Origin of the sequence: Microbispora sp. H11081, assembly GCF_012999535.1 — a bacterium.
Taxonomy (GTDB): Bacteria; Actinomycetota; Actinomycetes; order Streptosporangiales; family Streptosporangiaceae; genus Microbispora.
Window position 1 is genome coordinate 60,677 of the sequence record NZ_JABBWV010000003.1, and the last position, 11,750, is coordinate 72,426.

Consider the following 11,750-nt stretch of genomic DNA (forward strand, 5'->3'; position numbering starts at 1 on the left):
CATCACCAGCTCAAAGGTAGTTTGGTGAGGTTTGAAGCGGTTTGATGGGGGTGAGAGCGTTCGAGAGCTGGAATCGCAGTATGACAAGGTTGATTCGGTCGCGCGTCGTGGCGCTGAGTAACTAGGGTCTGGCCCCGTGAGAGCTATCCGCAGGTTCACTGTCCGAACCGTTCTTCCCTCGCAGCTCGCACCTCTGGGGGAACTGGTCCAAAATCTCCGCTGGTCGTGGCACCCCGAGACCATGGACCTGTTCGCCGAGGTGGATCCTGAGGTCTGGGCGCGTGTCGATCACGACCCCGTCGCGCTGCTCGGCGCCGTCGAGGCCGACAGGCTGCGCGAGCTCGCCCAGGACCGGCGCTTCCTGCGCCGCCTGGCCGACGCCGCCGACGACCTGCGCGAGTACATGACCGCCCCCCGGTGGTACCAGTCGCTGGAGGACGCGCCGAAGGCGATCGGCTACTTCTCGCCCGAATACGGGATCTCCGCCGCCCTGCCGCAGTACTCCGGCGGCCTCGGCATCCTCGCCGGCGACCACCTGAAGGCCGCCAGCGACCTCGGCGTGCCCATCCTCGGCGTCGGCCTGCTCTACCGGCACGGCTACTTCACCCAGTCGCTGTCCGCCGAGGGCTGGCAGCTTGAGCACTACCCGTCCCTCGACCCCGGCGGCCTGCCGCTCACCCTCCTCAAGGAGGAGGACGGCGCCCCGGCCCGCATCAAGATCGGCCTGCCGGAGGGGCGCGTCCTGCACGCCCAGATCTGGGTGGCCCAGGTCGGCCGGGTGCCGCTGCTCCTGCTCGACTCCGACGTCGCCGAGAACGACGCGGTCGCCAGGGACGTGACCGACCGTCTGTACGGCGGTGGCGGCGACCACCGGCTGATGCAGGAACTGCTGCTCGGCGTCGGCGGGGTGCGGGCCATCCGGGCCTACTGCCGCATCACCGGCCACCCCGAGCCCGAGGTGTTCCACACGAACGAGGGCCACGCCGGCTTCCTCGGCCTGGAGCGCATCCGCGAGCTGACCGAGGCCCGCCTGTCGTTCGAGGAGGCCCTGGAGGCCGTACGCGCCGGGACGGTGTTCACCACGCACACGCCGGTGCCCGCCGGCATCGACAGGTTCCCCGCCGACATGATCGCCCGGCAGTTCGGCGGCTCGAACGCCTGGCCGACGGTGTCGGTCGACCGCATCCTGCAGCTAGGCGCGGAACCCGAGGGCCCCGACGGCGACCCGTCGGTGTTCAACATGGCGGTCATGGGCATGCGGCTGGCCCAGCGGGTCAACGGCGTGTCCGAGCTGCACGGCCAGGTCAGCCGGGAGATGTTCCAGGGGCTGTGGCCGGGCTTCGACCTGGACGAGGTGCCGATCGGCTCGATCACCAACGGCGTCCACGCCCCGACGTGGGTCGGCCGGGAGATGATGGAGCTCGCCGGCAAGGAACTGCCCTCGCTGATCGACAAGGCGCAGGGCTGGGAGGGCGCGCACAAGCTCACCGAGGCCGAGATCTGGGGCATCAGGGGCACGCTCCGCGCCCGCCTGGTCGAGGAGGCGCGGCGGCGGCTGCGCAAGTCGTGGCGGCAGCGGGGGGCCAGCGAGGCCGAGCTGGGCTGGGTGGACGAGGCGCTCGACCCGGACGTGCTGACGATCGGCTTCGCACGGCGGGTGCCCTCCTACAAGCGGCTGACCCTCATGCTCAGCCAGCCCGACCGGCTCCGCCGCCTGCTGCTGGACCCGGACAAGCCGGTGCAGATCGTCATCGCAGGCAAGGCGCACCCCGCCGACGAGGGCGGCAAGAAGCTCATCCAGCAGATCGTCCGCTTCGCCGACTCCGAGGACGTACGGCACCGCATCATCTTCCTGCCCGACTACGACATGGCGCTCGGGCAGCTCATGGTGACGGGTTCCGACGTGTGGATGAACAACCCGCTGCGCCCGCTGGAGGCGTGCGGCACGTCCGGCATGAAGGCGGCGCTCAACGGCGGCCTCAACCTGTCCATCCGCGACGGATGGTGGGACGAGTGGTACGACGGCAACAACGGCTGGGCGATCCCCAGCGCCGACGGCGTCGGCGACCCCGACCGCCGCGACGAGCTGGAGGCCACGGCGCTGTACGACCTGATCGAGCGCGAGGTCGCCGACCGCTTCTACGACCGGGCCGCCGACGGCCTGCCGCGGCGCTGGCTGGAGATGGTCAAGCACACGCTGAGCTCGCTCGGGCCGAAGGTGCTCGCCGGGCGCATGCTGCGTGACTACGTCACCGACCTGTACACCCCGGCGGCGGTCTCCGCCCGCACGCTCGCGGCCGACTCCTACCGCGACGCCAGGCTGTTCGCGGCCTGGAAGGTGCGGGTGGCCAAGGCGTGGCCGGGCGTGCGGGTCGAGCACGTCGAGGCGACCGGCGTGGGGGACACCCCCGAGCTGGGCGCCCGGCTGGAGCTGCGGGCCACGATCGCCCTCGGCGAGCTGTCGCCCGACGACGTGCGGGTCCAGGCCGCGTACGGCAGGGTGGGCGCGCACGACGAGCTGCTGTCGCCCGGCTACGTCACGCTCAAGGCCGACTCGATGGGCGACGACGGCAGGGCGCACTACATCGGCGTCGTGCCGCTGGACCGCACGGGGGCCTTCGGCTACAGCGTGCGCGTGGTGCCGTCCCACCCGCTCATGGCGTCGGTCGCCGAGCTCGGCCTCATCGCCGTCCCCGAGGAGCCGGTCGGCATGACCAACGGCACCCTGCGCTAGGGACTGCCTGACCCGGTCACCCCTCTCGCCCGCTTCTCCGCAGGTGAGAGGGGTAGACCAGCACCATGGCACAGGCCCTGCGCATCGGGATGGTCGCGCCGCCGTGGTACGACGTCCCGCCCCGCACGTACGGCGGCATCGAGGCGGTGCTCGCCGGCCTCGTCGGCGGCCTGCGGGCGCGCGGGCACCGGGTCACCGTCATCGGGGCCGGCCGCGGCGTCGATCTGCGGACCTACGAGGAGCCGCCCTCGGCGCGGATCGGCGAGGCGTATCCGGAGGTGGTGCACGCGGCCAGGGCGGCCCGCCTCCTGCGGGACCTGGTCGTGGACGTCGTGCACGACCACTCGCTCGCGGGGCCGCTCACCGCCGCGGGGCGGCTCGCGCCGACCGTCGTCACCTGCCACAACGACGTGGGCGGGGAGCTCGGCGACTACTACAGGGGCCTCGGCGCCGACGTGGCGCTGGTGGCCGTCTCCTCGGCCCAGCGGGCGCTCGCGCCCGGCCTCAACTGGGTGGGGCGGGTGCACAACGCGGTGGACGTCGCGGCGTGGCCGTTCCGGGAGCGCAAGGACGACTGGGTGCTGTGGCTGGGGCGGCTCAGCCCCGACAAGGGCGCGCACCTCGCGGTGGAGGCGGCGCGGGCGGCGGGGCGCCGCATCGTGCTGGTCGGCAGGCGGGTGGAGCCGGCCGAGCAGGCGTACTTCCGCGAGCGGGTCGAGCCGCTGCTCGGGCCCGACGTCGAGTTCCTGGGGGAGGCGGACGGCCCGCTCAAGAGCGAGCTGTTCTCCCGGGCCCGGTGCCTGGTGCTCCCGCTGTCGTGGGACGAGCCGTTCGGCATGGTCATGATCGAGGCGATGGCCTGCGGCACGCCGGTGGTGGCGCTGCGGCGGGGCGCGGTGCCCGAGGTCGTGGCGGACGGGGTGAGCGGCTACGTCCGCGACACGCCCGCCGAGCTCCCGGCCGCGATCGAGGCGGTCTCGGCCCTGGACCCGCACGCCGTGCGGGACCGCGTGGTCCGGCACTTCGACGTGCCCGTGATGGCCGAGGGCTACGAGCGGGTCTACCGCGAGGTGACGGCCGCCGCGCCGGCCGGCCCCCGGCGGCCGCTCCCGCTCGGGCGCTGATCACCCGTTTATGGTGGGGCCATGGGTGAATTCGTCAGGGTGGAGATCTCCGAGCACATCGCCACGATCAGGCTCGACCGGCCGAAGATGAACGCGCTGAACCGGCAGGTCCAGGAGGAGATCGCGGAGGCCGCGCGGCTCGTGGACGCCGACAGGCAGACGTACGCGGTCATCGTCTACGGCGGGGAACGCGTCTTCGCCGCCGGAGCCGACATCAAGGAGATGGCGGTCATGTCCTACGCCGACATGGCCGTGGGCTCGCGCGCCCTGCAGGACTGCTTCACCGCCGTCGCGCGGATCGGCAAGCCGGTGATCGCGGCGATCACCGGGTACGCCCTGGGCGGCGGCTGCGAACTGGCGCTGTGCGCCGACTTCCGGGTGGCGGGGGAGAGCGCCAAGCTCGGCCAGCCGGAGATCACGCTCGGGATCATCCCCGGCGCGGGCGGGACGCAGCGCCTGCCCCGGCTCGTCGGGCCCGCCCGGGCCAAGGACCTGATCTTCACGGGGCGGCACGTGGACGCGGCCGAGGCCCTCGCCATCGGCCTGGTCGACCGCGTGGTGCCCGACGGCGAGGTCTACACGGCGGCGCTCGAACTCGCCGCGACCTTCGCCGAGGGACCGGCCACGGCGGTCAGGGCGGCCAAGCTCGCGATCGACCACGGCCTCGAAACGGACCTCGACACCGGCCTGGAGATCGAGCGGCTCCAGTTCTCCGGCCTGTTCGCCACCGAGGACGCCAGGGAGGGCATGACCGCCTTCGCCGAGAAGCGCCGCCCCAAATTCACCGGCCGCTAACCCCACCCCACCCCACCCCCCCACACCCACACACCCACACCGTGATCTTGCAGTTTGTCGCAGCCGTCCCCGCTGACCTGCGGCGACCATCTCCGTGATCTTGCAGCAAAATGGCGGGCATCCACGCCGACCTGGGCAGACGATGTCCGTGATCATGCAGAGTGCGAGGTCGCGAGGCGCGCCTGAGCGGGTCGTGCCGGAGGCGCGCCATGAGGTCGTGCCGGAGGCGCGCCGTGAGGTCGCGCTGTGAGGTCCTGCCGGAGGCGCGCCGTGAGGTCGCGCCGTGAGGTCGTGCCGGAGGTGTGCCACGAGACGCTGTGCCGGAGGCGCGCCATGAGGTGGCCGTACCGTAGGCGCGCAATGAGAGGGTCAGGCGGTGTGGGCGAGGACGGCTTCGGCCAGTTCCTCGTGCGTCTCCGGCGGCAGGGTGTGGCCCATGCCCTTGATCGTCATCAGCCGGGCGCCGGGGATCCGCTCGGCGATGACGGCGCCGTGGCCCGGCTTGACGGGTTCGTGGGTGCCCTCGACGACCAGGGTGGGCGCCGCGATCCGGTGCAGGACGCCCACCGGCTCGAAGTCCGGCTTCGCCGCTGCCGCCAGCCGGTGGTTGGCCGCCGCGTCGAGGTCCCGCGCCCGGTCGTACAGGCGTTCGGCCAGCCGGCGCGAGGCGTCCTCGTCGAACGGCAGCCCGGTGCCGTGCAGCACGCGGTCCTCCGCGATCATGCGCTCGATCCGCTCCCGCCGGTCGCGCGGCGGCGGCGCGGCGATCAGGTCGCGGTAGAACGCGACGAACTCGGGCGTGGGCGCGGGCAGGCCGTCCTCGGGCTGCGGATCGCCCATCAGCGCCCGCATGAGCACCGCGCCCTCACCGCCGCCGAGCGGCGACGAGGCGATGACGGTGAGCGTCCGTACGCGTTCCGGTCGCCGCACCGCGATCAGCTGCCCGAGCAGCCCGCCCGCGGAGTGGCCGACCAGATGCGCGCTGTCCAGGCCGTGCGCGTCCATCACCCGCAGCACGTCGTCCGTGATGTCATCCCATGTGTACGGATTCTCCGAGAAGTCGACGACGTCGGACATCCCGGTGTCGCGGTGGTCGAAGCGGATCACCCGCCGGCCGCCGGCCACTAGCCGGCCCACGAACTCGTCCGGCCACAGGACACCCTGCGACATCGAACCCATCACCAGCACGATCGGCGCATCGGCCGCCGCACCGAACTCTTCGCTCCAGATTTTTGGCATGGCTAGAGCATCTCGTCCGAGGCCGCCGGCGCCTTCCGTAGAACTACTAGCCGCGTCAGCTCCGTACGTGAGGTGATGCCGAGCTTCGGATAGATCTTGTACAGGTGGTATTCGACCGTGCGGGGGCTGAGGAACAGCCGGGCGGCGATCTCCTTGCTGGTCGCGCCGCCCGCCACCAGGGTGGCGATGCGCAACTCCTGGGGGGTGAGCGTGTCCAGCGCCGTTCCCGGAACGCCGGGGACCACGCCGGGGATCGCTTCGGGAACCGCGCCCGTTCCGGCGGTTTCGCCGGCCGCACGCAGTTCGCCGTACGCGCGCCGCGCCCAGGGCGCGGCTCCCGCGCGCTGGAACGTCTCGAACGCCGCGCGCAGGTGCGCCCTGGCCTCTCCAGGCCGGTGGGTACGGCGCAGCCGCTCGCCCAGCAGCAGCCCCGTCCTGGCCGCCTCGAACGGGTTGGCGTGCAGTCGTGACGCCTCGCCGAGCGCCTCGATCGCCTGGTCGTCCGGCAGGACCAGGCCGCGGCAGCGGGCGAGCAGCGCGCGCGACTCGGCCGTCCCCGCGTGGGCCGACCAGCGCTCGTACGCCACCAGCGCCGCCCTGGCGGCGTCCACGTCGCCCGCGCCGGCGGCGGCCTCGATCCGGTCGGGCGTGCTCCGCCAGACGACGGCCGGATGACCGGCGCCGGGGCCGGCGGCGGCGATCGCGGTGAACCGGTCGTGCGCCGCCGGGAAGCGGCCGAGGCAGAGGTCGAGCATGGCCAGGGCGTAGGCGGCGACGGCGGCGCGCAGACCCACCCGGTGGGGGACGGCGATGGCCAGCGCCTCCCCGGCATGCCGGGCGCAGGCCTCCTCCTCGCCGCGCAGGGCCGCCACGGCCGCGAGGTTGGCCAGGTGCGCGGCCACGGTGTTGGCGTATCCGGCCTCGCGAGCCAGCTCCAGGCCCTCCTCCGAGACGGCCCGGCTCTCGGCGAGGCGCCCGGCGAGCCGTTCCGCGGTGGCGACGAACTCCAGCACCACGGGGAGCTGCCCGGTCATCCCGGAGACCCTGGCCACGCGGCCGGCCCGCTCGGCCAGCTCGGAGGACAGGTCCACCTCGCCGAGGTAGCTGGCCGCCGCCGTCGCCCACAGGAACTCGGCCGCCTCGCGCAGCTCACCCGTACGGCCGAGCGCCCGCCTGAGCAGGTCGTGCCCGCCGCCGCCCGCGAGCGTCGCGCCGATGCCGGCGACCACGTCGCGCAGGAACCCTTCGGGGAAGGCCGCCGCCCGCCGCCCGATCTCGATCATGGCCGCCGTGTCGCCCACGTACGACGCCGCCTCCGAGGCGTCGGCCAGCATGTCCAGGGTGTCGCCCGCCGCGAGGATCCGTACGGCCTCGGCGGCGTTGCCCGAGTTCAGTTCGAACCGTCCGCGCAGCCGGGCGATCTCCGTGGTCAGCGCGGTGTCCGCCCCGGCGAGCTCACGCGCCTCGGCGAGCAGGGACTCCGCCTGGCCGGGACGGCCGCCGAGCCACGCGGCCGCGGCGGCGTCCTTGAGCCGCCCGGCGCGGACGAGCGGTTCTGGGGTGAGTTCGGCGGCCCTGGTGAGGGCGGTGGCGGCGGCGCCGTACCCGCCTCGGTCGCGGGCCCGTTCGGCGGCCAGCGCGAGCGCGGCGGCGACGGACTCGTCCCGGCCGAGAGCGGCCCCGGCCAGGTGCCATGCCCGCCGCTCGCCGCCGGACAGCTCGGCGAGCGTCGCGTGCGCCTCGCGTCGTGCGGCGGGGGAGGCCGTCTCGTGCACCGCCGACCGGATCAGCGGATGCCGGAACCGCACGTGCGTCCCCGACACGGTGACGAGCCCGGCGGACTCGAGCTCGGGCAGCGCCGCATCGCCCGCGCCCAGCCGCTCGGAGGCCCGTAGCACTAAGCCGAGATCGCTCTCGACCGCCGCGAGCAGGGCGGTCAGCCGCGCCCCCTCAGACAGCCCGGCCACCCGGTCGCCGAAGAGCCGGCTCCCGCCGGGCAGGGGATCGGGCAGCGGCTCCCTGCCCGCCCGCTGCGCGGGGGTGAGCAGCCGGGCGGTCTCGCGCAGGGCCAGCGGGTTGCCCCCGGTCAGCGTCACGAGGTCCCGCCTGACCGGCGCGGCGAGCGCGAAGCCGGCGTCGAGCAGTTCCTCGGCGGCCGGTTCCGCCAGCCCGGCGATCTCCAGCGCGGGCAGTCCTCTCACCGGCGCGCCGCCCCGTACGGCCAGCGGCATCGCGATCGGCTCGGTGCCGAGACGCCTGGCGGCGAACAGCAGGGCGTCGGCCGACGGCCTGTCCATCCATTGGAAGTCGTCGACCACGCAGATCAGCCCGTCCGGCGCGGCGGCCTCGGCCAGCAGCGACAGCACCCCGGCCGCCAGCAGGAACCGGTCACCGGAACCGGCGGGGGCCAGCCCGAGCGCGCCGCGTACGGCCTCGGCCTGCGGTTCCGGCAGCGCGTCGAGCAGCCCGGTGACCGGCAGCAGCAACTGGTGCAGGCCGGCGAACGCGAGGTCGGCCTCCGCCTCGACCCCGGTGGTCCGCAGCACTCGCATGGGCCCGCCGCGGGAGGCCGCCAGGTCGAGCAGCGCCGTCTTGCCCGCGCCGGCCTCGCCGCGCAGCACGAGCGCGCCCCCGTAGCCCCGCCGCGCCCGGTCGATCAGGTCGTCGATCGCCGCCGTTTCCACCGATCTGCCGTACAGCACAACCGCAGACTGTATTCCGCGACCGAGCCCCGGATTCCCAGCGACCTTTGAGCAACTATGCACTTTGCGTCAAGGAACGATCGGAAATGCCGCTATCGTGGCGGCTCATGATGCGGTTGCGAGTGCTGGGCCTGTCGCGGCTGCGCCGGGCGCTGCTGTCCCGGCTCGACTCACGGTACGTGTCCAAGCCCGACCACAGACAGGACCTCAAGGACGCCCTGTGGGAGGTCCAGATGCTCCGCAGGGAGGTCGTGGCGCTGCGCGACGAGGTCGACCGGCTGCGGCGGGCCGCCACGGCGCCCGTGAAGCCGGCCGCGGCGCCCAAGCCGGCCCCCGACCCCAAGGCGGCCGAGGCGCACCGGCTGGCCACCGAGACCGCGGAGGCGGTGGACACGCTGCTGCAGGGTGAGATGCGCATCTGGCAGGCCATCGACGACCTGTCGGCGCGGGTGGACGCTCCGGGACGAGTGAGGTAGCCGGTCGTGCGGGTGCGGTGGACACGCGACGACGAAGTATGGCGGCTGGTCTTCCTGCTGGACGCGGAGGACGAGACCACGGGATCCTGCACCGACGGCCAGCCGATCGAGCTGCGGACCAACTCCTGTCACGTCCGCACCGGGGCCGGTGGGGCGTCACCGCATCCCGACCTGCTCGCCGTCGCCGCGTGGACCGTCGTCGCGCCGTGGACCCGGCGACGGGTGACCTTCGACCGGCCGATCTCCCCGGGGCTCGCCGAGGCGCTGCGTACGGGATGGGGCGTGGACGCGGGACCGGTCGGGGCGGATCCGCGGACTGGGGCCCGGCTGGCGATCTCCTACAGCGGGGGCGCGGACTCGATGGCGGTCGCCGCGATGTTCCCCGAGGCGCCGTTCGTGCACTTCCAGCGGGTGAGTCACCCCCGCGTGCCCAACCGGTGGACCCACTACCGCTCGGAGGTGCTGGCCCAGCTCGTGCACAGGGCCGGGCGGGAGACGCACCTCGTCCAGTCGGACCTCGAGTTCGTGCTGAGCCGGCCACGGCCCGGGTTCCCCGAGCATCACGCCGTCACGGTGGGGACCCTGCTCCTCGCCGACGACCTGGGTCTCGGGGGCGTCGCCCTGGGCTACGAGATCGGGTCGCGCTGGCTCGGCAGCGACCGCTACGTGAACCGGTACACGCCCGACAACCCCATGTGGGCGGCGGACGGCAGGTGGGGGCGGCTGTACGCCGCCGCAGGCGTCCCGCTGGTGCTCCCGGTCGGGGGCGTGAGCGAGCCCGTGACCATGCGCCTGGCGCTCGGCTCCGACCTCGCGCACCTGGTCCGCTGGTGCCTGCGGGGCGACATGTCGGGACCCTGCCAGAAGTGCGGCAAATGCCTGCGCAAGGAGCTGATCCTGGCCGCCGTCGAGGGACGCCCGCTCAAGACGACGCTCACCGCAGACTCGGTCCCCGCCCGGCCCTGGCAGCAGCCGCCGCCGTACGCTGGCCAGGAGACGATCGAGTACGGCTGTGCGCGGGTCCCGGGCATCGAGGCCACGCCCTTCGCGAAGGCGGCGGACCACCTGGGGGCGACCGTGGAGTCGACCCGCTGGATGGACCGCTGCTACCCACCCGCGATCGACGAGACGCCCGAGCCCTGGCGCGAGCGGGTCGGCGCGTACATGCGGGCGAACGTCGGGCTGATGACCTCGGCGCAACAGCGCCAGGTGGAGACATGGGCGGCGGTATGAAGATCTACCTGTCGGTGGACATGGAGGGGGTCACCGGGCTGACCGATCCCGAGGAGATGCACCTCGGGGGCCGCGGGTACGAGCGGGGCTGCGAGCTGATGACCGGGGACGCCAACGCGGTCGTCCAGGGCGCCTTCGACGCGGGCGCCGCGTCCGTGCTGGTGAACGACGCGCACGGGTCCACCAAGAACCTGAGGATCGACCTGCTGGACGAGCGTGCGACGCTGGTCAGAGGGCCGGGCAAGCCCCACCGCATGGGGCAGGGGCTGACGCCGGACACGGACGCGGCCTGCTTCGCCGGCTACCACGCCCGCGCGGGCGTGCCGCACGGGGTGCTCAACCACACGTGGATGGGCAAGGAGATCCACAACGTCTACCTGAACGGCGAGATCTGCGGCGAGACCCGGCTCGTCGCGGGCTTCGCGGGCTCGATCGGCGTGCCGGTCGTGCTCGTCACCGGCGACGAGGCGGTGTGCGAGGAGGCGGCGGAACTGCTCGGCGACGTCGAGACGGTGGCCGTGAAGAAGGGCATCGACAAGTTCTCCGCCGAACTGCTGCCCCCTGCCGTCGCCTGGCGGCGCATCCGCGAGGCCACGGCCCGCGCACTGGGCCGGCTGCCGCGTTTCCGGCCCTACGTAGTCGAGCCGCCGTACACGCTGGGCGTGGAGTGGAACTCCACCGCCATCGCCGCGGCCTGCTCGATCGTGCCTGGCGTGCGGCTGGCCGGGCCCAGGCACACCGAGTTCACCACGGACGACTACCACGAGATCATGGCGTTGTTCGGCATCTTCTCCATGATCGGCGGTCAGGTGGCCTGCGGCAGCGGCCGGTACGGCTGACACCGGGCCCCTCGTTCCCCCGGCGTTTGCGTAAGGTGGTCACCCGATCGCACGAGCGCGTCGTCAAGGAGGGCTGAATGCCGCTCGCATGGGTTCCCGCGTCCGACCGGCCGGATCTGCTCGCCGATCCGGTCGCCAAGGCCGTCGCATCTCTCGACCTCACGGTGGAGGTCGCCGAGATCGATCCCGCGCTCTCCGACACCGCGGCCTTCTGCGAGCGGTACGGCGTGGCGATGGAGGACTCGGCCAACTGCGTCGTCGTCGCCGCGAAGCGGGGCGGCGAGACGCGGTACGCCGCCGTCATGGTGCTCGCCGCCGCGCGGGCCGACATCAACGGGATCGTGCGCCGCCACCTGGACGCGCGGAAGGCGTCCTTCGCCCCGCAGGCGGAGGCCGTCGAGCTGACCGGGATGGAATACGGCGGCATCACCCCGATCGGGCTGCCGGAGGGCTGGCCCGTGCTCGTCGACGAGAACGTGACCCGGCGGCCGTTCGTCGTGATCGGCAGCGGCGTCCGCCGCTCCAAGCTGGCGCTTTCCGGCGAGGCGCTGGTCGCGGCGACCCGGGGAGAGGTCCTGGCGCTCACCGTCTGACCATCCCGGGGGAAC

General features: G+C 73.3%; 9 protein-coding genes. 7 read left to right on the forward strand and 2 right to left on the reverse strand.

The features are described 5' to 3' along the window. The first annotated feature begins 136 nt into the window (after positions 1–136). From glgP to HHX31_RS09845, 3 genes are all read left to right on the forward strand, one after another. Complete coding sequence (gene glgP, locus HHX31_RS09835; RefSeq protein WP_169947428.1) at positions 137–2,734, forward strand: alpha-glucan family phosphorylase; 2,598 nt, start codon at positions 137–139, stop codon at positions 2,732–2,734. Between the two features lie 65 nt (positions 2,735–2,799). Then, positions 2,800–3,858: a glycosyltransferase family 4 protein gene (locus tag HHX31_RS09840; protein WP_169947430.1), complete on the forward strand. Its 1,059-nt coding sequence runs from the start codon at positions 2,800–2,802 to the stop codon at positions 3,856–3,858. A gap of 21 nt (positions 3,859–3,879) precedes the next feature. Beyond that, positions 3,880–4,653: an enoyl-CoA hydratase/isomerase family protein gene (locus tag HHX31_RS09845; protein ID WP_169947432.1), complete on the forward strand. Its 774-nt coding sequence runs from the start codon at positions 3,880–3,882 to the stop codon at positions 4,651–4,653. 369 nt (positions 4,654–5,022) lie between these two features. Here HHX31_RS09845 and HHX31_RS09850 read toward each other — a convergent pair whose 3' ends face one another. Both HHX31_RS09850 and HHX31_RS09855 read right to left on the reverse strand, forming a co-directional pair. Beyond that, complete coding sequence (locus HHX31_RS09850; RefSeq protein ID WP_169947434.1) at positions 5,023–5,892, reverse strand: alpha/beta fold hydrolase; 870 nt, start codon at positions 5,890–5,892, stop codon at positions 5,023–5,025. A gap of 2 nt (positions 5,893–5,894) precedes the next feature. Beyond that, positions 5,895–8,594 (reverse strand): helix-turn-helix transcriptional regulator, encoded by a 2,700-nt coding sequence (locus HHX31_RS09855; RefSeq protein ID WP_169947436.1) that lies wholly within the window; start codon positions 8,592–8,594, stop codon positions 5,895–5,897. 107 nt (positions 8,595–8,701) lie between these two features. On the opposite strand from HHX31_RS09855, the gene HHX31_RS09860 reads away from it, so the two are divergent. From HHX31_RS09860 to HHX31_RS09875, 4 genes are all read left to right on the forward strand, one after another. Then, positions 8,702–9,070 carry a hypothetical protein gene (locus tag HHX31_RS09860; protein ID WP_249345853.1) on the forward strand — a complete coding sequence of 123 codons (369 nt, stop codon included), beginning with the start codon at positions 8,702–8,704 and terminating at the stop codon, positions 9,068–9,070. 6 nt (positions 9,071–9,076) lie between these two features. Further along, the gene (locus HHX31_RS09865) at positions 9,077–10,303 is read left to right on the forward strand and encodes a DUF6395 domain-containing protein (protein WP_169947438.1); all 1,227 of its coding nucleotides are present in this window, start codon (positions 9,077–9,079) and stop codon (positions 10,301–10,303) included. Then, on the forward strand, positions 10,288–11,142 hold the full coding sequence (locus tag HHX31_RS09870) for a M55 family metallopeptidase (protein ID WP_249345854.1): 855 nt from the start codon (positions 10,288–10,290) through the stop codon (positions 11,140–11,142). Before HHX31_RS09865 ends, HHX31_RS09870 begins: the two co-directional genes overlap by 16 nt. A 77-nt stretch (positions 11,143–11,219) precedes the next feature. Continuing rightward, positions 11,220–11,735: a YbaK/EbsC family protein gene (locus HHX31_RS09875; RefSeq protein ID WP_169947440.1), complete on the forward strand. Its 516-nt coding sequence runs from the start codon at positions 11,220–11,222 to the stop codon at positions 11,733–11,735. Positions 11,736–11,750: the final 15 nt, after the last annotated feature.

What these genes read in the sequence shown, in the direction of transcription:
- HHX31_RS09870 (WP_249345854.1), top strand. Translation starts at nt 10,288, where the DNA reads ATGGGCGGCGGTATGAAGATCTACCTGTCGGTGGACATGGAGGGGGTC.
- HHX31_RS09875 (WP_169947440.1), top strand. Translation starts at nt 11,220, where the DNA reads ATGCCGCTCGCATGGGTTCCCGCGTCCGACCGGCCGGATCTGCTCGCC.
- HHX31_RS09845 (WP_169947432.1), top strand. Translation starts at nt 3,880, where the DNA reads ATGGGTGAATTCGTCAGGGTGGAGATCTCCGAGCACATCGCCACGATC.
- HHX31_RS09860 (WP_249345853.1), top strand. Translation starts at nt 8,702, where the DNA reads ATGATGCGGTTGCGAGTGCTGGGCCTGTCGCGGCTGCGCCGGGCGCTG.
- HHX31_RS09840 (WP_169947430.1), top strand. Translation starts at nt 2,800, where the DNA reads ATGGCACAGGCCCTGCGCATCGGGATGGTCGCGCCGCCGTGGTACGAC.
- HHX31_RS09850 (WP_169947434.1), bottom strand. Translation starts at nt 5,892, where the DNA reads ATGCCAAAAATCTGGAGCGAAGAGTTCGGTGCGGCGGCCGATGCGCCG.